The organism is Pseudomaricurvus alcaniphilus, assembly GCF_011440395.1.
Lineage (GTDB): Bacteria > Pseudomonadota > Gammaproteobacteria > Pseudomonadales > Cellvibrionaceae > Pseudomaricurvus > Pseudomaricurvus alcaniphilus.
The window spans coordinates 55,944-78,323 of the sequence record NZ_JAAOIX010000014.1; the positions used below are offsets into that span (position 1 = coordinate 55,944).

General features: G+C 57.2%; 13 protein-coding genes. 9 read left to right on the plus strand and 4 right to left on the minus strand.

Translation table 11 applies throughout. The features are described 5' to 3' along the window. Nucleotides 1–63: 63 nt before the first annotated feature. The 4 genes from G8764_RS20935 to G8764_RS20950 all read right to left on the minus strand — a co-directional run bounded on the left by G8764_RS20935 (nt 64) and on the right by G8764_RS20950 (nt 6,444). Nucleotides 64–348, minus strand: coding sequence for an acylphosphatase (locus G8764_RS20935; RefSeq protein WP_166167853.1), 285 nt, complete (start codon nt 346–348; stop codon nt 64–66). Between the two features lie 72 nt (nt 349–420). Continuing rightward, entirely contained in the window at nt 421–894 is a 474-nt protein-coding gene (locus G8764_RS20940) for an EVE domain-containing protein (RefSeq protein ID WP_166167867.1), read from the minus strand. A gap of 1,073 nt (nt 895–1,967) precedes the next feature. Next, the gene (locus G8764_RS20945) at nt 1,968–3,911 is read right to left on the minus strand and encodes a DNA topoisomerase III (RefSeq protein WP_166167870.1); all 1,944 of its coding nucleotides are present in this window, start codon (nt 3,909–3,911) and stop codon (nt 1,968–1,970) included. A gap of 211 nt (nt 3,912–4,122) precedes the next feature. Then, nucleotides 4,123–6,444 carry a tetratricopeptide repeat protein gene (locus G8764_RS20950; RefSeq protein ID WP_166167873.1) on the minus strand — a complete coding sequence of 774 codons (2,322 nt, stop codon included), beginning with the start codon at nt 6,442–6,444 and terminating at the stop codon, nt 4,123–4,125. An 869-nt stretch (nt 6,445–7,313) separates the two neighbouring features. Between G8764_RS20950 and G8764_RS20955 the strand changes: the two genes are divergently transcribed. The 9 genes from G8764_RS20955 to G8764_RS20995 all read left to right on the plus strand — a co-directional run bounded on the left by G8764_RS20955 (nt 7,314) and on the right by G8764_RS20995 (nt 22,356). Beyond that, entirely contained in the window at nt 7,314–9,839 is a 2,526-nt protein-coding gene (locus G8764_RS20955; protein WP_166167876.1) for an Ig-like domain-containing protein, read from the plus strand. 391 nt (nt 9,840–10,230) lie between these two features. Beyond that, on the plus strand, nt 10,231–11,658 hold the full coding sequence (locus tag G8764_RS20960) for a sulfatase (RefSeq protein WP_166167879.1): 1,428 nt from the start codon (nt 10,231–10,233) through the stop codon (nt 11,656–11,658). Between the two features lie 67 nt (nt 11,659–11,725). After that, nucleotides 11,726–12,889 (plus strand): mandelate racemase/muconate lactonizing enzyme family protein, encoded by a 1,164-nt coding sequence (locus G8764_RS20965; protein WP_166167882.1) that lies wholly within the window; start codon nt 11,726–11,728, stop codon nt 12,887–12,889. Between the two features lie 169 nt (nt 12,890–13,058). Continuing rightward, a complete protein-coding gene (locus tag G8764_RS20970) occupies nt 13,059–13,937 on the plus strand; it encodes an SMP-30/gluconolactonase/LRE family protein (protein WP_166167885.1) in 879 nt (292 codons plus the stop codon). Nucleotides 13,938–15,320: 1,383 nt separating this feature from the next. Then, nucleotides 15,321–17,849 (plus strand): TonB-dependent receptor, encoded by a 2,529-nt coding sequence (locus G8764_RS20975; RefSeq protein WP_166167888.1) that lies wholly within the window; start codon nt 15,321–15,323, stop codon nt 17,847–17,849. A 225-nt stretch (nt 17,850–18,074) separates the two neighbouring features. Then, nucleotides 18,075–19,508, plus strand: coding sequence for an aldehyde dehydrogenase family protein (locus G8764_RS20980; RefSeq protein WP_166167891.1), 1,434 nt, complete (start codon nt 18,075–18,077; stop codon nt 19,506–19,508). Nucleotides 19,509–19,519: 11 nt separating this feature from the next. Beyond that, on the plus strand, nt 19,520–20,683 hold the full coding sequence (locus G8764_RS20985; protein WP_166167894.1) for a mandelate racemase/muconate lactonizing enzyme family protein: 1,164 nt from the start codon (nt 19,520–19,522) through the stop codon (nt 20,681–20,683). A gap of 31 nt (nt 20,684–20,714) precedes the next feature. Beyond that, nucleotides 20,715–21,719, plus strand: a complete 1,005-nt coding sequence (locus tag G8764_RS20990) for a 2-dehydro-3-deoxygalactonokinase (protein ID WP_166167897.1) — start codon at nt 20,715–20,717, stop codon at nt 21,717–21,719. Continuing rightward, entirely contained in the window at nt 21,712–22,356 is a 645-nt protein-coding gene (locus G8764_RS20995; RefSeq protein WP_166167900.1) for a 2-dehydro-3-deoxy-6-phosphogalactonate aldolase, read from the plus strand. The genes G8764_RS20990 and G8764_RS20995 overlap by 8 nt, the downstream gene beginning before the upstream one ends. Nucleotides 22,357–22,380: the final 24 nt, after the last annotated feature.

Here is a 22,380-nt window from a genome sequence, read left to right on the forward strand (position 1 = left end):
GGTATTACTTTTAAGCTGGGCTGGCAAGGGGCAGGGCAGGGGCGGCGGCACCAGTTTTTGGAATCAAGTACTGGGCCGCAACTCGAAACTATCATAACTGTCGGTAGGCTCATCGGCCTGGACATCGCTAACCTGGACGTGCTCGACCTGGGCACTAGGTGGCCCTTGCTGCGCCCAGGCTAGCATCGCCTCAACCGCGCTGTCCGGGCCATCCACCAGCGCCTCTACCGTGCCTTCCCGGCGGTTCCTGACCCAGCCCTGCACGCCGAGCTGCTCGGCTTGCTGCTGCATAGATTTCCGAAACCACACGCCCTGCACCAGGCCCGATATTTTCAAGTGCTTTGCCATGACTGTAATCTCCTTTCTAATGCGCTCACAATTCCCCGCACCAGCCTGACCTTCCACCGCTGCCACTTGTCGCTAACGACCCTGCAGACCTGCCTGTAAACGCTGCACCGCCTGCCACTGCTCGGCACTGACCGGGGCAATGGACAGGCGCCCCTGGCGAAAAATACTGAGCTCCGCGGTCACCGGATCGGCCTTAAGAGTTTTGGTCGCAATCACCTCGGGAAATTTTTCCAGCAGTCGCACATCGACACAGAACCAGCGCGGATCATCCTCACTGGCCTTGGCGTCAAAGTACTTACTTTCTGGGTCGAACTGGGCCGGGTCGGGGTAGGCCGCCTTGACCACCTCCATACTGCCGGCAATACCAATACGCTTGCAGCTCGAATGATAAAACAACACCCGATCGCCCAACGCCACCAGATCGCGCATATTATTGCGTGCCTGGTAGTTGCGAATGCCATCCCAGCGCGTAGTCTGGCCTTTCGCCGCCGCCAGGTGATCAATACCAAATTCGTCCGGTTCGGACTTGAATATCCAGTAGTTCAAAATTACCTCAGCTCGTCGCGAGTAGTGGCCCCAGTATAAGTGATTTTGCTTCTGCTGTGATCGCTGGTGCATACCACAGTCAGAGCTACTTACTTGGACAGCCACGTTTGTAGTGGGAATAACTTTTTGGCGCGGTGTTGATTTTTTAGTAATGCACATTTGAGATATGAGTGTGCTGCCCGTCAGCGATGGGGGGAGCCCATTGCGGATCGGCCATATCCCCCCGACCACATTTGGCGGCTGCGAAACTCAACCATTTTTTTGCGCAAAAAGACGCGCAAAAAAATTGGGATTCAGACAGTCCTTGCCGACTACCCCAAATGTGGTCGGGGGGATAAACATGGCCTGATTGATCCGCAACGGGCTCCCTCCACCGCTGACTACATTGTGCGTTTTAACGGCAGTGTGATTTCTTTATCAGCCAGCTACAGCTCATTTTTTGTAATCCCCGTGTAGGCGGCGGTCCGGCGTCCCGGGATCCAGTAAGTATTCGAATTCAATGGATCCCGGGACGCCGGACCGCCGCCTGCGCGGGGATGACTTTAAATTGACAATATCAAAGTTATCGAAAGCCATCTAACCATAACAGAGTAGGCCCCGGTAAATGAGTACACATCAGCAGTTGAACCAAAACTCGTAATGGGAAAAAGTGTCTTCTCCCGCCATAGCTCTTTGTCTCTTTTCCCTGAATCTCGCTTGATGCCTGGTCAAGGCTCGGTGGGTGTGCCCTGCCAGACCAATCAGGTCGCGTTTAGGCTCTCTGCGCTTTTCGGGTTTTCGCGGACGGATGTTTGAGCGCTAGCGAGTTTCCGGGAGCGCGAAAAGCGCGGAGAGCCTGCGGCCGGTCTGGCAGGGCACACCCACCGGGCCGCCGCGCCAAACTATGTTTTGCTACTAACAAATATCCAAGCGAAACACAGAGAACCGACTATTAAGACATTCACAAATGGCCGGGAGTGCGAAAAGTGCGGAGAGCCTGCAACCGGTCTGGCAGGGCACACCCACTGGGCCGCCGCGCCTAACCGTACTTTGCTGGTTTGAGGTTTACTGGCAAGAACCTGCCAACGGCCAATTCAAGCCTTGGCTTTTGGCCGGCTTCTGGTTTTACGCCGGGTCTTGGCACCAGTGCCACGCCGTGGTTTAGACACCTTAACGTCTTGCAAGCCTTGCGGCAGGGTCGCCTGGCTCTGCTCGATCAACTGCTGTAATGACGCTAGTAATGGTTGCATAAAGTGATCGTAACTGCTCTGGCGCTGACTGATGGCATTGAGTTCAGTTTCCCAACGGGCAGTCATGTCCGGCGTCGCCGCGATTACAGGTAAGCTGTGAATCAGCCCCTTGCCCGCCGCAGTGGCGTGAATCTGCTTGCCACTGCGTTGCAAAAACTGGCGACTGAACAACAACTCGATAATGCCGGCCCGGGTAGCTTCGGTGCCAAGGCCGTCCGTGTCTTTCAGGATTTTACGCAACTCTGGATCCTGCACATAGCGGGCGATGCCCGTCATCGCTGCCAGCAAACTGGCGTCGTCAAAGGGTTTGGGTGGCGTGGTCTGTTTGGCCACCACTTCACCTTTTTCACACCGGCAAGTATCACCGGTTTTCAGCTTCGGTAATTGCGTGTTAGAGGCGCTTTCGGATTTATCTTTCGCCTGCCGGGGTGGGAACAACTGCTGCCAGCCAGGGCTGATCGTGACCCGGGCTTTGGCGATAAAACGGCCGCCGCCAATCTCCAGGTCGATTTGGCTATCCTGGTATTCATGGGGTGGATAAAACTGCACCAGGTATTGGCGTGCAACCAGCTCATAGATATCCCGCTCGGCCTTGCTCAACCTGGCGCTATCCATCTTGCGGGCGGTGGGAATGATGGCGTGGTGTGCCTCGATGCGTTTGTCGTCCCACGCCTTGCTCTTGAGAGCGCGATCCGCGGCCGCAGCTGCAGCGTTTAGGGGTGGGCAGTTGCTGGCCAGGGCATCGATGACGGTGTTGCGTTCGGCCCAATGTTCCACGGGCAAGTAGCGGCAATCGGAGCGCGGGTAGGTGAGCAGTTTGTGCCGCTCGTAGAGTGACTGGCAGGTGTCGAGCACCTGCTTGGCGCTCATGGAGAAGCGCTTGCCGGCATCGATCTGCAGGGACGACAAATTGTAGGGCAGGGGCGGTGGCTGCTTTTTCAGTTTGCGCTGGCTGGCGGTCACCAGGGCCGGTTGCCCCGTGATACGGGCAGCGACATTATCCGCCAGCGCCTTCGACAACACCCGGCCCTCCTCATCCTGCCAGGGCTGGCAGGCCTCACTGGGCTGCCATTTGGCGGTGAAGTGTTCACCGGCATTGGTTACCAGGTGGGCCATGACCTGGTAGAAAGGCTTGGCGACGAAGTTGTCGATCTCCTCGTCCCGGCGCACCACCAGCCCCAGCACCGGTGTCTGCACCCGGCCCACGGACAGCACGCCGCGGTAACCCACCTTGCGCCCCAACAGGGTATAGGCGCGGGTCATATTGATGCCGTAGAGCCAGTCGGCCCGGGAGCGGGCCAGGGCCGAGGTGGAGAGGGGCACGAATTCCTTGTTATTGCGCAGCTGCTTCAGGGCCCGCTGCACCGCTGCCGGGTTGAGGTCGCTGATCAGGCAGCGCTGGATACTGTCGCGCTTGCTGCCGCGCACCTTGAAGTGGGCGATGACCTGGTCGACCAGCAGTTGCCCCTCGCGGTCGGGGTCGCCGGCGTGGACCAGTTCATCGGCGGCCTGCACCAGCTTGCGCAACACCGCCAGTTGCTTGCGCGCGCTGGCTTTGGCTTTCAGTTGCCACTGCGCGGGCACGATGGGCAGGTGCTCCAGCCGCCACTGCTTGAAGGCGGCATCGTAGGCGTCCGGCTCCGCCTGTTCCAGCAGGTGCCCCACACACCAGCTGACGCAATCGCCGTTGCCCACGTAGATACAGCCTTCCCCCTTGCGGTGGGGTTTGGGCAGTACATCGGCAATGGCGCGGCCGAGACTGGGCTTTTCGGCGATATAGAGTCTCATGTCGGCAACGATACTGTATGTAAATACAGGTATCAAGCGTGAGCTGGATTGTGCCTTTTTACCCGGCCAGACAGCGCTGCGGCAGGTCAATTCTTTGCGCGCTCGCGGTTGCTTGAATGCGCAGCAGGGCGAGGGCTATCTAATTGTGCTGCCTGCTGTTGCGCCGCAACTTGTTCGCTACGGCGGCAATAGTGAGTTTGGCTTCAGGTCTTCAATAGCTGCCGCCCAGAATCTGGTCTTGCAGATGCTTGACCAGGCCCTGCAATTGCGGGTCGCCGGGGTTCAGGCGCTGAAGTTGCAGGGCGAAACGCAAGGCCTCCGACCACTGCTGGCTGCGCATGGCCGAGTCGAGGCCGATGTTGAGCAATTCCGGATTTTGCGGTTGCAGGGCCAGCAGGCGACTGGCTTCCCTGATCGCCTCAGCATAGTGCTTGGTGCTGTGCAGGGCGACCGCGTAGACGTAGCCGTAGCGGAAGCCCTCCGGCGCCAGTTCCGCGGCCTGCTGCAGGTGGGTCAGCGCCTTGTCGTAGGCGCCGCTGCGCACCAGGGTCAAACCCAGGCTGTGCTGGATTTCCGGCCGCTGGCGATGGCGGGTGAGGGCTTGTTGCAACAGCTTTAACGCCGCATCGTCGCGGCCCTGCATGCGGTACAGGTCGGTCAGGTTAATGATGGCACCGGTTAAATAAGGCTCCATGTCGATGCTGCGCTGATAGCGGGCCTCGGCTTTTTCGAAGTCGCCCTGCGCCAGGTAGTATTGCCCCAGGTTGTTGAGTCCGGCGGCAGTGTCCTGATGCATCTCCAGCATCTTCAAATATTCCGCCAGCGCTCGCTCCACTACTGTTTGCTCGGCGGCAGGCAATTGCGCTTTGGCCTCCACCAGCTCGGGGCTGAGCAGTACCTGCACCGCCGCCATACGCACCGCTTTGATCGGGTCGGACAGTTTTGGCAGTACGGATTGCAGGCGGGTTGGGTAGGGTAGTGCATCGGTCAGGGAGATGGCCGCGGCGCGGACCAGTTCGTCCTTGCTGTCGAATTGTTGCAGGGCCAGTTCCATGGTTTGTGGCGAGGCTATATCGCGCAGGCGTTGCAGTGCGGTGGCCCGGACGATGGCCGGTTGCTCACTGGTGGCGAGCTGGCGGATCTTGTCGAACAGCTCGCTGTTCGGCGCTGCGGCTAATGCTGCGCCCGGGTGAGGCGGCAGTTGCTTGTTACCCTGCTTGAGCCATGCTGCCAGCGCCTTGCTGGCCCACTCATTATCGCGGTCCTGGTGGCACATTACACAGGCGTTGGGAGCGCCGGTGGTGGCGGACAAGTCCGGGCGCGGAATGCGGATGCTGTGATCCCGCCTGGGGTCGACCACCATGTAGGTGGTTTCCGGCATATGGCAGTTGACGCACTGGCTGCCACTGGAGCCCTGCGGGTGCTGGTGGTGGGCGGTGGTGTCATACTGGTTTGGGTTGTGGCACTGGGCACAGAGCTGGTTGCCGGGCTGGCGCAGCTCCAGGCTGTGGGGTTCGTGGCAATGAGTGCAGGTGACGCCCTGGTGGTACATCTTGCTCTGCAGGAAAGAGCCGAGCACATAGACCTCGTCGCGGATTTGGCCGTCCGCGTAGTAGAGCGGTTCCTCCAGCAGCGACAGCTGGTGCTTGTTGTGATAATTGCCGGGGGCGGTGATATCGCCGATAACCCCGCGGCGGGAATGACAGCTGCCGCAGGCGGCGATCTGGGCCGCCGATTTCTGCAAGTTCTTGCCGCCGGGGGGAATGGGTGTCAGCACTTCCGCGATGCTGCTGGCGCTGAGTTGCTGCTGCCAGCCCTTGAACGGGTCATCCTGATTGTCGAGTTCGGTCCAGGCCAGGTGGTCGCTGCCGGGACCGTGGCAGGCTTCGCAGGCGACGTTGATTTCTGACCAGGTGGTGGCGTAGGTGTCGGTGTCCGGCTGGTAGTTTTTTTGCAGGTTGGTGGAGTGGCAGTCGGCGCAGCGGTTGTTCCAGTTGTAGTAGAGGCCGGTCCAGTGCAGCGGGTCGCGGTGATCGACCGTTTCATCCGGATTGAGGTGGAACCAGCGCTGGCCGCCCTCGCTTTTGGGACGGCTGTCCCAGGCAATGCTGAGGGCCTGGTAGCGGCCATCGGCAAAGCCAATCAAGTACTGTTGCAGCGGATAGAAGCCGAAGGTGTAGGCCACGGGGAATTTTTCCAGCTTGCCCTCGGCGTTGTCGGTCTCGACCCAGTATTGGCGCGCTTCGCCGTCGTCCGCCTCGCCGGCGGTGGTGAAAAAGCGGGAGGTGATGCCGTTGTAGGTAAATTTGCGGTTGTCAAAGTCGCCCAGTACGGATTCAGCGGTGGGTTCCAGCATGGCCCAGTCGTGGTGGGACCCTTGCCAGGCTTGAAATTGGTCCTGGTGACACTGCTGGCAGACCTGGGCGCCGACGTAGTCGGCGGCTGATGCGGCTGTGCTGGTCAGTGCGCAGAGCGATGCGCAAAGCAGCAATAACAGGGTATTTTGGATGTGGCTGCGGCTGTGGCTGGGCACTGGGTATTACCTTTCTTACTGCGGCGGGCCGGGGTTGCGCGAGACGGGTCGCGCCGGAGGCATGCCGATAATTCGTTATTTTTTGAACGCAATTGGATGGCGTTCGCGGGGTGCTCACTATAAGACATGCTGGCGGTAGAGGGTAATAAAATTGACCGCGGGAGGCTAATTCCATTGGGGTAGAGCAGACATATATCTTTTCGCCCTTGGGGTATAAGTCTTTAATCCGGCCTGGCTTCGAGGGCTTGCTTTCAAGACTCGCCGAAGTCCCATCCATGGGGGCTCCACGACAGCATCCATGCTGTCGAGGGTCTTGAAAGCAAGCCCCCGAAGCCAGACCTACCATAGTGCCGGCTGCACGATGCTTGGATATGGTGGTAATTAGGTAAATCTTTCAATCCGTGGGATACCAGTTTTAATCCTGCCTGGAATTGAGGGCTTGCTTTCAAAGCTCGCCGTACCCAAAGCACTCGCTGTGCTCGCGGTGCAGGCTCAGGTTCCATTCATGCACCCAAAGCACTCGCTACGCTCGCGGGGCGGGCTCGAGGCTCCACGACAGCATCCGTGCTGTGAAATCAAGCCCCGCAGCCAGGCCCGTCATATTGCCTCCCGAGGGTGGGCTGACAGGTATTTGCCTGCAAACGGTCTCCGCAATTTATTTGCAGTCTAAGCGATTTACAAAATTATATAAACATAGTATGTTTAGCAAGGTCGTATTATGGCCGTGGTGAGTAATCTGGTGCGCCAGTTGAATTTCCAAACCTGGACATGGTTGGACTGGGCTTAGGAGTTCTGGACGTTGAGTGCTCGATACTTCTTATAAAATTATTCTCAATGGGTGATCAGTCACCTGTATTCAGGTATATAAAATGAAAAAATGCCTAGTTGTTTCGTTTTCATTGTTGGCGGCAGCCACCCAGCTGCAGGCGGAAGTGCCCAGGCCTACTGGCTCTGTAGCGGGAGAAATCCGCTGGCAGGTATTGCATGACAAAAGCGATGATTTCAACGGTACCGCCCTTAACACCGCTAAATGGGAAAGTGCGCCACCGTCCTTGAATGTGGGGGCGTGGACTTTCTCAGCCGCGAATGCCTACCTTGAAAATGGCAACCTGAACATTGCTGCGACCCAGGAAACCCACACCCGCACCTTCCAGGATAGTTGTTGGGACGGCGTGCCCGGCGGGCCGTCACAGGCGGTGGAGCGGGAGCTGTACTACAAGTCCGGCGCGGTGCGTACGGTGAGCGATGGCGTGTATGGTTTTTATGAGGCCCGGATCAAGGGGGTGAAGCTCTTTCCCGGCTTGAGCCCGGCATTCTGGCTGTACAGCGACGGCCATCCTTTTCCCGATCGCGGCACAGAAGGTGTGCAGTATGTGGACTACAGCGAGATTGACGTGGTGGAATTGCAGCAGGCCGATTGGTACGGGCCTGGCGCAGATGATGCCGACCCTATTAATGTTATGGACCACAACCTGCATGCCCGGGTTGAGGAAAACGGGCAAATTGTCTGGAAGCGCCCCAAGCCCAATCCCGACACCCAATTGCTCAAGTTTGATGCCCCCTTTGATCCCTCCCAGGGGTTTCACACCTACGCCGTTGAAAACCGCAAAGACAAGATCTCCTGGTATGTGGATGGTCAACTGATTGGCGAAAAACCCAACACCTGGTGGCATCGCCCCATGCACGTAATTGTCTCCATGGGCTTGAGGCGGCAATTTATTACCTTTAACAGTCAGTGCCAGCGCGCTGACCCCAACCCCAACAATGTCGTCTCAGAGGGCTTTCCCGAGGATACCACTATGCAGGTGGCGTATATCAAGTCCTGGGAGGCCCTGCCGTCCGTATGGGTTGACGATCCGACCAAGTACACCACCACTCAATACCCGAACAACCAAACGCTGGATGTCACGGTCAATTACCACGGCGGCAGTAATCACCACGTAGTGGCGGAAAAGTTCAACGGTATTACGGTTAACCTGGTGCAGAAAAATGCCAGCGGCGTGGTGCAAGTGGTGCGCTCGGCCGTCGACTCATCGGTGGCAACCGAGGCGAAACGCTATGGTGGCAAAACGGTTATCAGTATCGATCTAACTGGTGTGACACCCACTAGCCAGTTGCCGGAGGGTCATTTCTACGCCCTGGCGCCAGCGTTTCGTTCATCCAACGGCAGCGATGTCTTTTTGCTGAACCCGCTCAACAATGTCACGGTTATCGATTGGGATAGCAATGAGTTTGTGCCGGTAACCGGTGTCGAGTTACCAACCCAGTCGCTGACTTTGAACAGTGGTTTGACCGAACAGCTGCAGGCGACTATTTTCCCCGCCAATGCCACCAACCCGGCTGTGCAGTGGAGCAGCGAAGACCCGTCCATAGCAATGGTGTCAGAAAACGGAACCGTAACAGCCATTACTCCCGGCACCACCACCATTAAGGTGACTGCGGGAGAGGACGGCTTGTACAGTGCGTCGTTGCAACTCACGGTGGAGCCCGCGCTGCAAAACCCCAACCTGGTCGTCAACCCCGGTTTTGAAACCGGCAGCCTGGCCGGTTGGAATAACAGTTCAGGAACCTCCACCGTCTCCAGTGGCTCACCCTATGAAGGCAATTTTTCCGGCTTTCAAAGCGGGGCCGGCGGGGTGGACCAAACCGTCAGTGTAAAACCCAATACCAATTACACCCTGACGGCCTGGGCGAAAGTCGGCGCCGCCCCGCAAAGAATCCTGCTGGGGGTGAGTAAATTCAGCGCGCCGGGACCAAACGCACCGAAAAATACGCCGGTTACCAGCACCGAGTACCAGCAGTACACGCTCAAGTTCAAGACCGGCCCTGAGGCCACCACGGCGAATATCTGGACCTGTTGCGCCAGCGGCACCCCGGTTGAGGCGTATTTTGACAACTTCGTATTGACCGTGGATGGTGTGATACCGCAGCCCGATTTTGATAAGGACGGCATTGCTGACTCCGTCGATTCGGACGATGACAATGACGGCGTCAATGATGACCAGGACGCATTTCCTTTCGATGCCAGCGAGTGGCTGGATACCGATGGGGATGGTATCGGCAACAATGCGGATCACGATGACGACAATGATGGCGTCGCCGATGACGACGATCTGCACCTGCAAGTAGTGCAGGGCAATATCGTGATAGACAGCCATGACAGCGGGATACCAGAGCGAGTCACTGGGCAGGGTGTACCATTGAGTGTCATGTTTGCGCTTGGCAGCTTTGAGTGTGATGAGCCCATGGAACAGCGCAAGGCCTCCCAGCCGAAAAAGAACCTGGGGTGCAAACTGCAAATGCTGCAGGAGCCTGAAATCAAAGATGTTCTGGTTGAGGGTGATAGGACGGCCCTGCAGAAACTCCTGATTGAGATTGAAAACAGTTCCAAGTAGAACGCTGCTGTTAAGGAATATTTGTATTTTTAGCTGAAACCGCTGTGCCGGTTGTGGTAGTGGTTGCCGAGGTGGTCGCCTGTCCAGAGGACGTTGGCAGGCGAGCGCTGCGCTTTAAATTATCTCGTCAAGTGACCCATCACAAGCGGTGCGCAGGACATAACTGAACCCGCCAGCCAGCCATCGGCACACTTCAAAGTCAGGACTTGCCAGAGGGCATTATTCCGCTGCACTCATCATCAATACATATTGCCTTAATAAACATCATATGTTTAAATGTGTCGAACTGCTGCTAGCCAACAGGGGTTCGTAGCTGTGGAAGCGCCGCCCTGTTGGCCAAGCGGACCGGTATACTATCTATTAACGATCCAGTTACGTGGTTGTGAAAATAATGAAGAAACTACTGACATTTCTCCTGATCCTAGCAGTAACACCCTATGCCAGCGTTCACGCTGCCAGTGCCGCTAAAGGCCAGGCGAAGCCGCCCAATATTGTGTTGATCTTTTCCGACGATGCCGGCTACGCGGATTTCGGCTTTAACGGCAGCACCATAATGAAGACGCCCAACCTGGATAAGCTGGCCGCGCAGAGCGTCCGCTTTACCCAGGGCTACGTGTCCGATCCCACCTGTGGACCCTCGCGCGCCGGACTGATCACCGGCAAGTACCAACAGCGTTTCGGTTATGAAGAAAACAATGTGCCCGGTTATATGAGCCCTGTTTCGGCCCAGGATGGTGCCGATATGGGGCTGCCGCTGGAGGAGAAAACCATGGGCGATGTTTTGCAGGCCCAGGGTTACAAGACGGCAATTTTTGGCAAATGGCACCTCGGCAGCGCCGACCGTTTTCACCCCACGCGCAGAGGCTTCGATGAATTCTACGGTTTCCGCGGTGGCGATCGCAGCTACTATGCCTACGATGAGAGCAAGCAGACCCTGCCAGACCATATCTTCGAAGATAAAAAAATGGAGCGCGGTTTTGGCAACTTCGAAGAGCCACAAAGCTACCTGACCGATCTGTTGGCCGACGAAGCCATAGATTTTATCGAAGCCAACCAGGACGGTCCGTTCTTTGTGTTTCTGTCTTTTAATGCCCCGCACACTCCCATGGAAGCGAAGCCCGAGGATCTGGCCCAGTTCCCGCACTTGACCGGGCTGCGCAAGGTGGTCGCCGCCATGACCCTGGCCATGGACCGCGCCAGTGGCAAGCTGCTGGATCGGCTGGCAGAACTGGGCCTGGATGACAATACCATTGTTGTCTATACCAATGACAATGGCGGCCCGACGGACAAGAACGCGTCCATGAATTACCCCTTCAGTGGCACTAAATCCAACCACCTGGAAGGCGGTGTCAGGGTTCCTTTCCTGTTGCGCTGGCCGGGCCAGGTGAAGTCGAATACAGTCTATGAGCACCCTGTTAGCACCCTCGACTTGTTGCCGACGTTTTTAGCGGCGGCGGGCGGAAATCCGGGCGAGCTGGACCTGGACGGTGTCGATCTGGTGCCCTATGTGCAAGGTAGCAAAAAGGGTGTTCCGCACCGGGCGCTGTTCTGGAAAAAAGAGGCGAGGGCGGCCATGCTGGAGGGAAACTGGAAATTTATTCGCTACCCGGACCGGCCTGCAGAACTGTTTAACCTCGCCACCGATCCCGGCGAGCAGAAAAACCTGGCGGCCAAATACCCCGATCGGGTAAAGGCGATGTACAAGGATATTTTTGCCTGGGAGCTTACCCACGAGCGGCCGCGCTGGATGTTAAAGCGGGAGTATGAAAAGTACGATATCGATCGTATGGACGCTTACCGGAAGCCGGTAAAACCTTAAAAATAATGAGAGTCGGCCGGTCGCTAACAGCGACCTGCTGTGTGCCCATACCAGAGGGAATAAGCCATTGAAAATAGAATCTGTTGAAGCCCTGTTGGGGGCTGTCGGTCACCGCAACCAGTTGTTGGTAAAGGTGGTTACCGAGTGCGGTATCGTCGGTTGGGGCGAGTCAGGTTTATCCAATCGGGAGCGGGCCGTCATGGGTGCCGTCGAACACTTCAAGCCCTTCTTGCGCGGCGCCGACCCGCGCCGCATCGGCCGCATCTGGCAGGAGATGTACCGCAGCCACTACTTTGAAGGTGGCCGGGTGCTGACGGCGGCCATGTCGGCAGTGGACATTGCCCTGCACGACATCGTCGGCAAGGCACTGGGGGTGCCGGTGTACCAGTTGCTGGGCGGCAAGCAGCGCGACAAGGTTCCGTGTTTTGCCTGCTGCTATACCGAAGCCGACCCTGACCGGCTCGAAGAGCTGGTGAAAGAAGTCAAGGCGCTGGTCGACCTGGGTTGGACCACCATCCGAGTTATCCCCAGTAATTTTGACGACCCGGAGCTGTTTGAACCGCGTGATTCCATCGCGCGCACCGCGCGCTGCCTGATCGCATTGCGCGCCGCCATAGGCCCTGATATCACTCTGGGGATCGATTACCATCACCGCCTGAGCGTGGCCGAGGCGGCTTCTTTTTGCCAGCGTCTGCCGGCAGGCACCCTGGATTTTCTGGAAGAGCCCATTCGCAACCAGTCCCCCGATGCTTATGCGGCACTGCGCGGCCTGACCACGGTACCGTTCGCCATCGGCGAGGAGTTCTGTTCCAAGTGGACCGCCCAGCCCTATATCGAGCGCGACTTGACCCAATACCTGCGGGTGGATGTATGTAATATCGGTGGATTCACCGAGGCCATGAAGGTAGCCTCCTGGGCCGAGGCCCATTACATCGATGTGATGCCCCATAATCCGCTGGGCCCGATCTGCACCGCGGCGTCCAATCATTTTGCCACCGCGCTGCCCAACTTCAGCCTGATGGAAACCCACCAGGGACCATTTTCGCCTTTCGGTGCTCACAGTGCTGAGCTGTTTCCACAGCAACACCGGTTGCAGGGTTGCGATTTCGTCGTGCCCGATGTGCCGGGCCTGGGCGTCGAAGTCAATGAAGCGGCTTTCCGCAACTCGCCACCGCTGCCAGCGGAAGCTCCCCACTTGCGTCGACCCGATGGTGGCGTCACCAATTGGTAAGCGCAAAAAAAGGCAGGTAAAAGCTATGGCAGCGAAGCATCAAACATTCAGCCATAATCGGCGTCAGTTTCTGGCAACCGCGGTTGCTATCGGCAGCAGTTTGCTGTTGCCAGGCTGCCAGGGCATAAAGAGTCGGGGCGCGCCAGAGAAGGGTAGAGAGGAAATGAATATGAGCAAAGTGAGCGATACTGCTGCGGCAGTGTTTGATGGGCGTATCTGCGGGCTGGGTGAAAGCCCGTTGTGGCACCCAGCTCGGCAGGAGCTGTTCTGGGTTGACCTGCCAAACAATGGAATGCTCAGTGCCAGCGGTGTTGCCACTAATGCCTGGGATATGGGTGAAATGGTGTCGGCGTTGGGCTGGATCGATGAGCAGCGCCTGATCCTGGCGAGCGAGACCGGTCTGTACCAGTTTGATATCAATACGGGTGCAAAAACCCGAATGTGTGAGCTGGAAGCCGATCGCCCCAACAATCGCAGTAACGATGGTCGCGCCGATCCCTGGGGCGGCTTTTGGGTTGGCACTATGAGTAAGGAGGCCGAACCTGGCCGCGGCGCCATTTATCGCTGGTATCGCGGTGAGCTGCGCCAGTTGGTGGATGGGTTGACGATCAGCAACGGTATTTGCTTCGATCGCAGCAGAAACCGCGGCTATTACGCAGATTCTGCCCGCCACCTGATATTCTCCGTGGAACTGTCCCCCGACAGCGGCTGGCCCAGTGCGGAGCCACAGATTTTTCTCGATCTGTCCGCGGAAAAGCTGGTGCCGGACGGCGCGGTGGTGGATGCCGAGGGTTGTATGTGGTCCGCCCAGTGGGATTCAAGTTGTGTGGTGCGCTACGCCCCGGATGGCACCGTATTGGCCAAGCTGGACGCCGGCACGCCACGACCAACCTGCCCGGCATTCGGTGGCAGCAATAACCGGGATCTCTATCTAACCACCGCCGCGTACGGGTTAGATAATGTAGCATCCACCGGCATAAGCCACGGCACGACCCTGGTGTATAAAGGTGTTGTAAATGGTGTCGCTGAGCCGCGGGTTCAGGTTTAAAAAGCACATGCTGGTCAGCGGTCGGGGTGTCTATAGTGCGGCGACTCGGTGGGTGTGCCCTGCCAGACCGGCCGCAGGCTCTCCGCGTTTTTCGTGCTCCTGGCCCGTGGTAACTTCTTTATAACCGCTTCCGTTTCAATTTTTGTTAGTAACAAAACATGGTATGGCGTGGCGGCTCGGTGGGTGTGCCCTGCCAGACCGGCCGCAGGCTCTCCGCACTTTTCGCGCTCCCGGAAGATCACTACGTTTAAATATCCGTATCCAGAAATATGCAGTTTAGCGCGGCGGCCCGGTGGGTGTGCCCTGCCAGACCGGCCGCAGGCTCTCCGCTCTTTTCGCGCTCCCGCCCCTTTATTAACTTCTAAATGGTCACTCCGCTGGCGCTACGTTCAAACATCCGTCCGCGAAAGCCCGAAAAGCGCGGAGAGCCTAAACGCGACCTGATTGGTCTGGCAGGGCACACCCACCGAGCCTTGACCAGGCATCGAGCGAGATTCTAGGAAAAAAACAAAAAGAAAGATAATGAGGTCCTCGCGAGAATCATATATCTCGATCTTCTGCAGGTTTTGGTTGGTATGAAGGGCGTACTGCCAGGTCTTGAGCAGATCTCAGTTCTGTAAGCTCAAATTGAAATAACACTGCTCTTAGATACCACAATGTAGTCAGCGGTGGGGGGAGCCCTTTGCGGATCAATCAGGCCATGCTTATCCCCCCGACCACATTTGGGGTAGTCGGCAAGGACTGTCTGAATCCCAATTTTTTGCGCGTCTTTTTGCGCAAAAAATGGTTGAGTTTCGCAGCCGCCAAATGTGGTCGGGGGGATATGGCCGATCCGCAATGGGCTCCCCCCACCGATGACGGGCAGTCCACTCATATCTCGAATACGAATTGCTATAAAGTCAGCACCGCGCCCATATCGGTTCCCTGCAAGTGTGGGTGTCCATGGACGACTCCTCCATGGACGACCTCCAAAAATGGTTGAGTTTCGCAGCCGCCAAATGAGGTCGGGTGGGGATATGGTCGATCCGCAATGGGCTCCCCCCACCGATGACGGGCAGACCGAGACAACAACCTCTAAATCCAGCTGAGTTTTCATTACTCCTTATTTCCTTTCCTTATCAAAAACACCCGGCTATTAGCGCAATCGTCTATCCCACATATTGCCTATACAAACATCATATGTTTAAATAGTTCCCATGATCGGTTGAGAGGTGGTTTGCACAACACCGAATATAAGTAGCTGCCGAAAGTACGAACTGATGTTGGTTCACCTCAGCATAAGGGGTGAAAAAGTCAAGCGCCAAACACAGGTCGAAATAACAAGTTTTTAGTTAGCAGCAAAGTTATAAATATCCAGCGCTGCGCGCATCGTGGAGAGTAATCATGAAACGTTCTACCAACCTCAATAAAATACTGCTACTCGGCTGCTGTTCCGTCAGCGTGTTGATGGGCAATGCCTACGCAGAAGATGGCGAAGATAAAAAAGCTCGCTCGAAAGTTTTGGAAGAAGTGGTTGTCACCGCGCAGAAGCGCGAGCAGTCACTGCAGGACGTGCCCACTTCAATGAAAGTTATGAGTGGTGACGAATTCGAGGCCAATAAAATTACTGACGGCTTCGACCTGATCAAATACCTGCCCGGTTTTGGTCTCGATGATAACCGGGAAATTCGTACTACAACACTGAAAACCCGCGGTATCGGTACCTTTACCAACTCCATCGGCTTGCAGTCTTCCAACCTGGTGGTTATCGACGGTGAGGTGCTGCCCCGCCAGTCCATGCTGAACCTGGCGGTCTCCGACGTCGAGCGGGTCGAAGCATTGCGCGGACCCCAGGGTACGCTGTTTGGTCAGAACACCTCCACCGGCCTGATTCACTATGTCACCAAGCGGCCCACTATTGGCAAGTTTAACGGCAAGGTGCGCGCCGAAGTTTCCGAATACAGTGGTCGCGACCTGAGTGCTACCGTCAACCTGCCTATCGATGATCAATGGGCCGTGCGCCTTAACGCCCAGTGGGGCGAAGAGGATGGCTGGATCGATAATACTATGCCCGGTGAAGAAGACTACGACATCGGCCAGGATGAAAAGTGGGGTTTGCGCGGGCAGGTGCTGTTTGACAATGGCAGCAACTTTGATGCGTTGCTGCGGGCTGAGTACTCGGAGCGGGATACCAACTGTTGCTCGCAGACCGTGATTGGACCTATTAACGTCAATTTTGGCCCGAGCCCCATCATCCATGTGCAGGACGACGGCACCATTGTCGGCAGCACTTACAACACCATCAACCCGGAGTCGACCTTTGACACCCATGGTGGACCTGTAACCGCCCGGAACCGCTCAGGTAACTATGGTTCTACCGAAAATACCGGCCTGTCACTGGAGCTGAATTACGACCTGGGCGGCAACAAGCAAGTCACTTACATTGGCAGTTATCGGGACTACGAACTGCTCAACAGTTCCACCTTCTTCAATCTGAACTTCCCAATCGAACGGGAAGCGTTTGGCGGCAATGAGTCCGTGGAAATCATTCAGCAGGAAGTGCGCTTGAGCTCATTTGGCAATGACAAGCTGGATTGGGTGGTAGGCCTGTTTTATCACGACACAAAAGGCCAGCGTTCGGAAGTACGTGATGGCTGTATCGCCGGTAACCGTGGCTTTATTGAAAATGGCATGATGGTGGGCTGTTACTCCGGTGCGTCGACCAATAATTTCCTCAACCTGTACCGCGGCACCAATATCGCCGACGCCGACACGTCAATACTGGTGCCCCAGCGTCTTCTCAATGGCGGTGACTTTACCACCAACTTTGAAAATATCGCTATCTTTGGTCAGTTGGAGTACCAGATCACCGACCGGTTGGATGCGACCCTGGGTTTCCGTGCCCTGAAAGAAAAAGGTTCGGCCACATTTGATCGCACTGACTTGCGCACCCCGGCTGACGGCGTCGGCATGGATACCTTCGCAGACGTGCTGGCACTGGCGGAAAATGACCCGTCGCTGTTTATCAACCGCACCGAGCCGACCAAGTTTTCGGACTCGGATACCGATGCCATCTACAAGGCGGTACTCGGTTATGACTTTACCGATGCGGTACGCGGTTATGTCAGCTATTCCACTGGTTACAAAGGCTCTTCTTATTTCGTCACCAGTAACACCAACCCCGATGAGGTCGAAAACTTCCCGACTTTACCGGAGCAGTCATCCAACTTTGAAATTGGCTTGCGTACCCGCCTGCTCGACGACCAGTTGCTCTTTAACGTGACCTGGTTTGATATGGTGGTGGAAGATTACCAGACCCGGGCATTCCGAGTATTGGATGAGGCGAACGGCATCTCCTTTGCGGGTTACGTGAATGCGGACGAAGCGCGTTCCACCGGCTTCGAGATGGACTTTGACCTGAAAGTGACCGAAAACCTCTCGGTCCAGGGTAGCTACGCGAACTTCAACGCCACCTACGAGGATTTCGCCAACGCGCCGATCTCCTGTCCTGGCGGTGCACTGCAGAGCCGCTGTTCTGTCGATCCGGTGCTGGGCAACGTCTTTGACCAGAGTGGCTTGTCGTTCGAGAACAACGCCGAAGAGCAGTTCCTCGGTACCATTATGTACGATACCGACATCGGTGCTAGCGGTTGGGACGGCAATATTCGTGCGGTCTGGCGCTACAATGGCGAGCACACCCAAAGCATCAACGAATTGGCGCAAGGGCTGGAAGCTAACCCGTCCCACGGTATTTGGGACCTGTACTTCGGCCTGGGTAACGACCAGCTGCGCTTCAACCTGTTCGTCAAGAACGTGTTTGACAAGCCGTACACTACCAGCCAGCGCACCGATAGCCTGGGCAATGGATTTGCCTTCTTCCCGCGCGACTGGACCCGCTATGTCGGCGGCAGTGTGCAGTACTCATTCAAGTAACGGTCGGGTTTAAATTATTCATGCGTTCGGCCTCTTCTTGCTCGGCAGGGAGAGGCCTTTTTTTTGCGCTGCTGTGAACGACATTCTATTTTCGTCCAGCAGGTAAAAATAGATTGCGCGTATAAACATCATATGTTTAAATTGTTCATATGTGGAATGGTAGGTTAGGCGTGGCGCTGCGGATTTACCGGTTTAGCGGCCACTATCGACCAGAGAGGTGAATTTATGACGTTTTCCAAACAACTGTATATCGGCGGCGAGTTGGTGGCGGGGCAGTCCGTGGCCGATGTAATCAACCCCGCCACTGAGCAAGTTGTCGGCACTGTTGCTGTTGCCGGGTTGGCCGAGGTGGACACTGCGCTGCAAGCGGCGCAGCGTGCTTTTCCCAAGTGGGCTGCGACCAGTATCAGTGAGCGCTGTGCGTGGATGCACAAACTGCGCGACGCCGTCATTGCCAACGAACAACATCTGCGCGAGTGCGTGCATTTGGAGATGGGCAAGAGCTGGGCTGATACCCAGGAGGATTTCGACGGCCTGGTCAACAGCTTGCAATTTTATGCGGAAGAGATTGCCCGGTTGCGAGCGGAAGAATTGGTGGACCGGGAGGGTACCCACAGTCACAGATTGCTGCACGAGCCGGTGGGCGTCGTCGGTGCCTTCCTGGCCTGGAACTTTCCGCTGCTTAACCTGGCTTACAAAATCGGCCCGGCCATGGCCAGTGGCTGCCCGATAGTGATCAAGCCCTCCTTGAAGACGCCGCTGTCGGCATACGCCGTGGGTGAACTCTGCGCCCAAATCGGCTTGCCGGCGGGAGTGGTCAGTATTGTTGGCGGCCAGGACCAGGTGGTTGGGGACGCCATATCCGCCTCCACCATTCCGGCCATGCTGACGTTGATCGGTTCGACCCCCACCGGGCTGCATATCATTCGTACCGGTTCCACCTCGCTGAAGCGATATTCCATGGAGTTGGGTGGCAATGCGCCGGTGCTGGTGTTTGCCGATGCCGATCTGGACCTGGCCGCGGATATTGTCTGTGGGCTCAAGTTCAGTAACTCGGGCCAGATTTGTGTGACCCCGAACCGGGTTTTCGTAGAGCAGAGCGTGGCCGCCAGCTTCCGCGATAAAGTTGTTGCCCGAGCCAGGGCGGTGCGGGTTGGTTTCGACAAGAGTGCTGATATCGGCATGGGCCCGGTAATCGACGGCGGTGCCTGGCAGCGCATCGACGGGCTGGTCAAGGACGCCGTGGAAAACGGCGCGCAACTGCTGGCCGGCGGCGGTCGACCGGAGGGGCTGGAGGTGGGCCATTTTTATGCGCCGACGGTGCTGGACGGAGTTGACGAGTCCATGCGCATCTACCGCGAAGAGGTGTTTGGCCCAGTGGTTAGCCTGATGACTTTCAGCGACGAAGCCACTGTGCTGGCGCAAGCCAACGATACCGACGCGGGCCTGACCGCCTATGTCTTCAGTCGAGACCTGCAGAAAACCGAGCGCTGTGCTGCCCGCTTGCGCTTTGGAGAAGTTCAGATCAATGGCGTCAAGTACGGTATGGATCTGCCCCATTGTGGCCTCAACCAATCGGGAGTAGGGGTCGACGGTTCACATTTGGCACTGGATGAGTATTTAACGCCCAAGCGTATCTCGCGTGCACTACTGGTATAAAAGGAACTCTAATGAAAATCACAGAAATCATCAGTCACGTCCTCCAGTACGATCTGGAAGAAGAGTTGGGCTACTCCCAGCAGTATTACCTGAAGCGGACCGCGCACCTGGTTGAAGTGCGCACCGATATCGGTGTCACCGGTTGGGGTGAATGCTTTGGTGGCGGCAACATCGCCTTTGCCAACGAGACCATCGTGGAAAAGGTGATTCAGCCCATGATCCTCGGCATGAATCCGCTGGATCGCGATGTTATCTGGCACAAGGTCTACAACCTGTTGCGCGACCACGGTCAAAAAGGTATGCCCATACAGTCGCTGTCCGGTGTCGATATTGCACTCTGGGATATTGCTGGAAAAATTCACGACAAGCCGGTTTATCAGCTGCTCGGTGGCGCGTTCCGCGACCGCATCGAGGTCTACGGCTACGGCATGATGTTGCAACGAGTACCGGACCTGAAAGAGCGGTTTGCCCGTGACAGTGCTGCCATTGTCGAGGCGGGTTTCAAGGCCGCGAAGATGAAAATTGGCATCAGTCCGGCGCGGGATATTGAGCTGGTGGAAACTGTGCGCAATGCCGTCGGTCCGGATTTCCAGTTGATGGTGGATGCCAACCACGCCTACACCGCTCGCGAGGCTATCCCGCTGGGGCGTGAGTTGGAGCGGCTTGGGGTCTACTGGTTTGAAGAGCCGGTTGCATCAGAAGACCAGCAGGGCTATCGGGATCTGTGCGAGGCACTGGATATGAATATCGCCGGTGGTGAGGGGGAGTTCACTCGTTGGGGTTTTCGCGACCTGATTAAAAACCGCTGTGTTGACGTCTTGCAGCCCGAAGTGTGCGCGCTGGGCGGTATTACGGAATATCAAAAAGTACTGGCCATGGCCCAGGCGCATTTTGTGCCGATCGTGAACCATGTCTGGGGGTCGGCAGTGGCGGTAGCGACCAATCTGCACCTGATTGCTTCAATGCCGGATCTGCCCGGCGCTGCTCACCCGGTTCAGCCGATGCTGGAGTACGACACCACGCCCAATCAGTTTCGCGAGGAGTTGTTGCTGAATCCGCTGCGCATCGGTGAGCAGGTGAAACAGAGCGGTGGCACAGTGGCGTTGCCCCAGGGCCCCGGCCTCGGTATCGAGCCGGACCCGGACTTTATCCGCCATTTTTCAGTAACCGGTTAATCGCCGTAAGCGCGAGACGGAGCATTAGAGAATGAACGATAACAGTCTGCAAGCGCCGGCGCTGATCTGCGTCGACTGGGGCAGCAGTAATTTTCGCGCCTTTCTGCTCGACGGCGAGGGAAACTTGCTGGACAGCATCCGCGCGCAGCAGGGTATGTTGACCCTGCGCCAGGAGCAGTTCGAAACCACGTTACTGGATCTGATTGCACCCTGGCTGGAAGGCCGATCACTGCCTGTGCTTATGGCCGGGATGGTGGGCAGTGCCCAGGGTTGGCGCGACGCCGGCTATGTGGATTGCCCGGTGACCCTGGATCGCCTGGCGGCGCAGTTGTGTTGGGTGAGCAATGGCGCCGGGCTGAAAATTGGCATAGTGCCTGGTATCCGGGCGCGCTCCCAATTTGAGCAGGCGGATGTTATGCGCGGCGAAGAGGTGCAGGTGTTTGGCGCCTTGCGCCTGTTGCAAAAGATGGCTTCCGAGCGGGAGGTGTTGTCCCGGGGCGAGGCGCTGTTCTGCCTGCCCGGCACCCACTGCAAATGGGCCAGTATCGCCGGGCCTGCCGAGCAGGCACAGATACTGACCTTTGCCACGCAAATGACCGGCGAACTCTACAGCCTGTTGCGCCAGCACAGTATTCTCGGGCGCTTGATCAGTACCGACGCGGCCGAACAGGACGACAATTTCAGCGCCTTTGATCGCGGTGTTGCCCGCAGTCGTGCCGGCGGCGGTTTGCTGCACCACCTCTTTAGCGCGCGCACGGAGGTTTTGAGCGGAACCTTGAGCGGTGCCGAAATTGGCAGCTATATGTCTGGCATGCTGTTAGGTCACGAGGTTAAGGCGATGTTGGCAACGCTGGCGCAAACCGCCACGGTTTACCTGGTTGGCAGTGACAGTCTCAATACACGCTATCGGCGAGTGCTGGAGCAAGCCGGGGTAAATGTGTGCCCGGTCAACGGCGACCAGGCCGCCTGGCAGGGCATGCTCAGTATTGCCAGGCAAGCCGGGCTTATCAATGAAGAGGAAAACGGGAATGACTGAATTAACTCTGGCGGCTGCACTGCAGCAACTGCCACTGGTGGCGATTTTGCGCGGCGTGACGCCGCAGGAAGTGTTGGCCATAGCCAAGGTGATCAAGGCTGCGGGTTTTGGCGTGATTGAAGTGCCGCTCAATTCGCCGGATCCCTATGCCAGCATTAAGCTGCTGGCCGAGAGCATGGGTGATGAGGTGCTAATCGGTGCCGGTACGGTGCTCGATTGCGAACAGGTGGACCGCGTCGCAGCGGCCGGTGGTCGACTGATTATCTCTCCCCATGCCGACACCGAGGTTATCGCTTACAGCAAGCAACAGGGGCTCTATTCAGTGCCCGGCTTTTATACGCCGACGGAAGCGTTTGCGGCGATCAAGGCCGGCGCCGATGCCCTCAAGTTGTTTCCTGCTGATACCCTGGGCGCCCAGGGTCTCAAGGCCATGACTGCGGTATTGCCACCGGCCATGCCAATCCTGCCTGTGGGCGGTGTGGCTGCGGAAAGTGGTTGTATGAGTGATTTTCTCAAGGCCGGGGCCAAGGGGTTTGGGCTGGGCTCCGGGTTGTACAAGGCCGGCATGAGTGTCGAGGCGGTGCAAGCCAACGCCGAAGCCTATGTGACTGCCTGGCAGAAGGCGCTATTATCCTAGCTCCGATAACCTGCACGAGCTCAA

What these genes read in the sequence shown, in the direction of transcription:
- G8764_RS20955 (WP_166167876.1), top strand. Translation starts at nt 7,314, where the DNA reads ATGAAAAAATGCCTAGTTGTTTCGTTTTCATTGTTGGCGGCAGCCACC.
- G8764_RS20935 (WP_166167853.1), bottom strand. Translation starts at nt 348, where the DNA reads ATGGCAAAGCACTTGAAAATATCGGGCCTGGTGCAGGGCGTGTGGTTT.
- G8764_RS20975 (WP_166167888.1), top strand. Translation starts at nt 15,321, where the DNA reads ATGAAACGTTCTACCAACCTCAATAAAATACTGCTACTCGGCTGCTGT.
- G8764_RS20980 (WP_166167891.1), top strand. Translation starts at nt 18,075, where the DNA reads ATGACGTTTTCCAAACAACTGTATATCGGCGGCGAGTTGGTGGCGGGG.
- G8764_RS20970 (WP_166167885.1), top strand. Translation starts at nt 13,059, where the DNA reads ATGAGCAAAGTGAGCGATACTGCTGCGGCAGTGTTTGATGGGCGTATC.
- G8764_RS20990 (WP_166167897.1), top strand. Translation starts at nt 20,715, where the DNA reads ATGAACGATAACAGTCTGCAAGCGCCGGCGCTGATCTGCGTCGACTGG.
- G8764_RS20960 (WP_166167879.1), top strand. Translation starts at nt 10,231, where the DNA reads ATGAAGAAACTACTGACATTTCTCCTGATCCTAGCAGTAACACCCTAT.
- G8764_RS20985 (WP_166167894.1), top strand. Translation starts at nt 19,520, where the DNA reads ATGAAAATCACAGAAATCATCAGTCACGTCCTCCAGTACGATCTGGAA.
- G8764_RS20945 (WP_166167870.1), bottom strand. Translation starts at nt 3,911, where the DNA reads ATGAGACTCTATATCGCCGAAAAGCCCAGTCTCGGCCGCGCCATTGCC.
- G8764_RS20995 (WP_166167900.1), top strand. Translation starts at nt 21,712, where the DNA reads ATGACTGAATTAACTCTGGCGGCTGCACTGCAGCAACTGCCACTGGTG.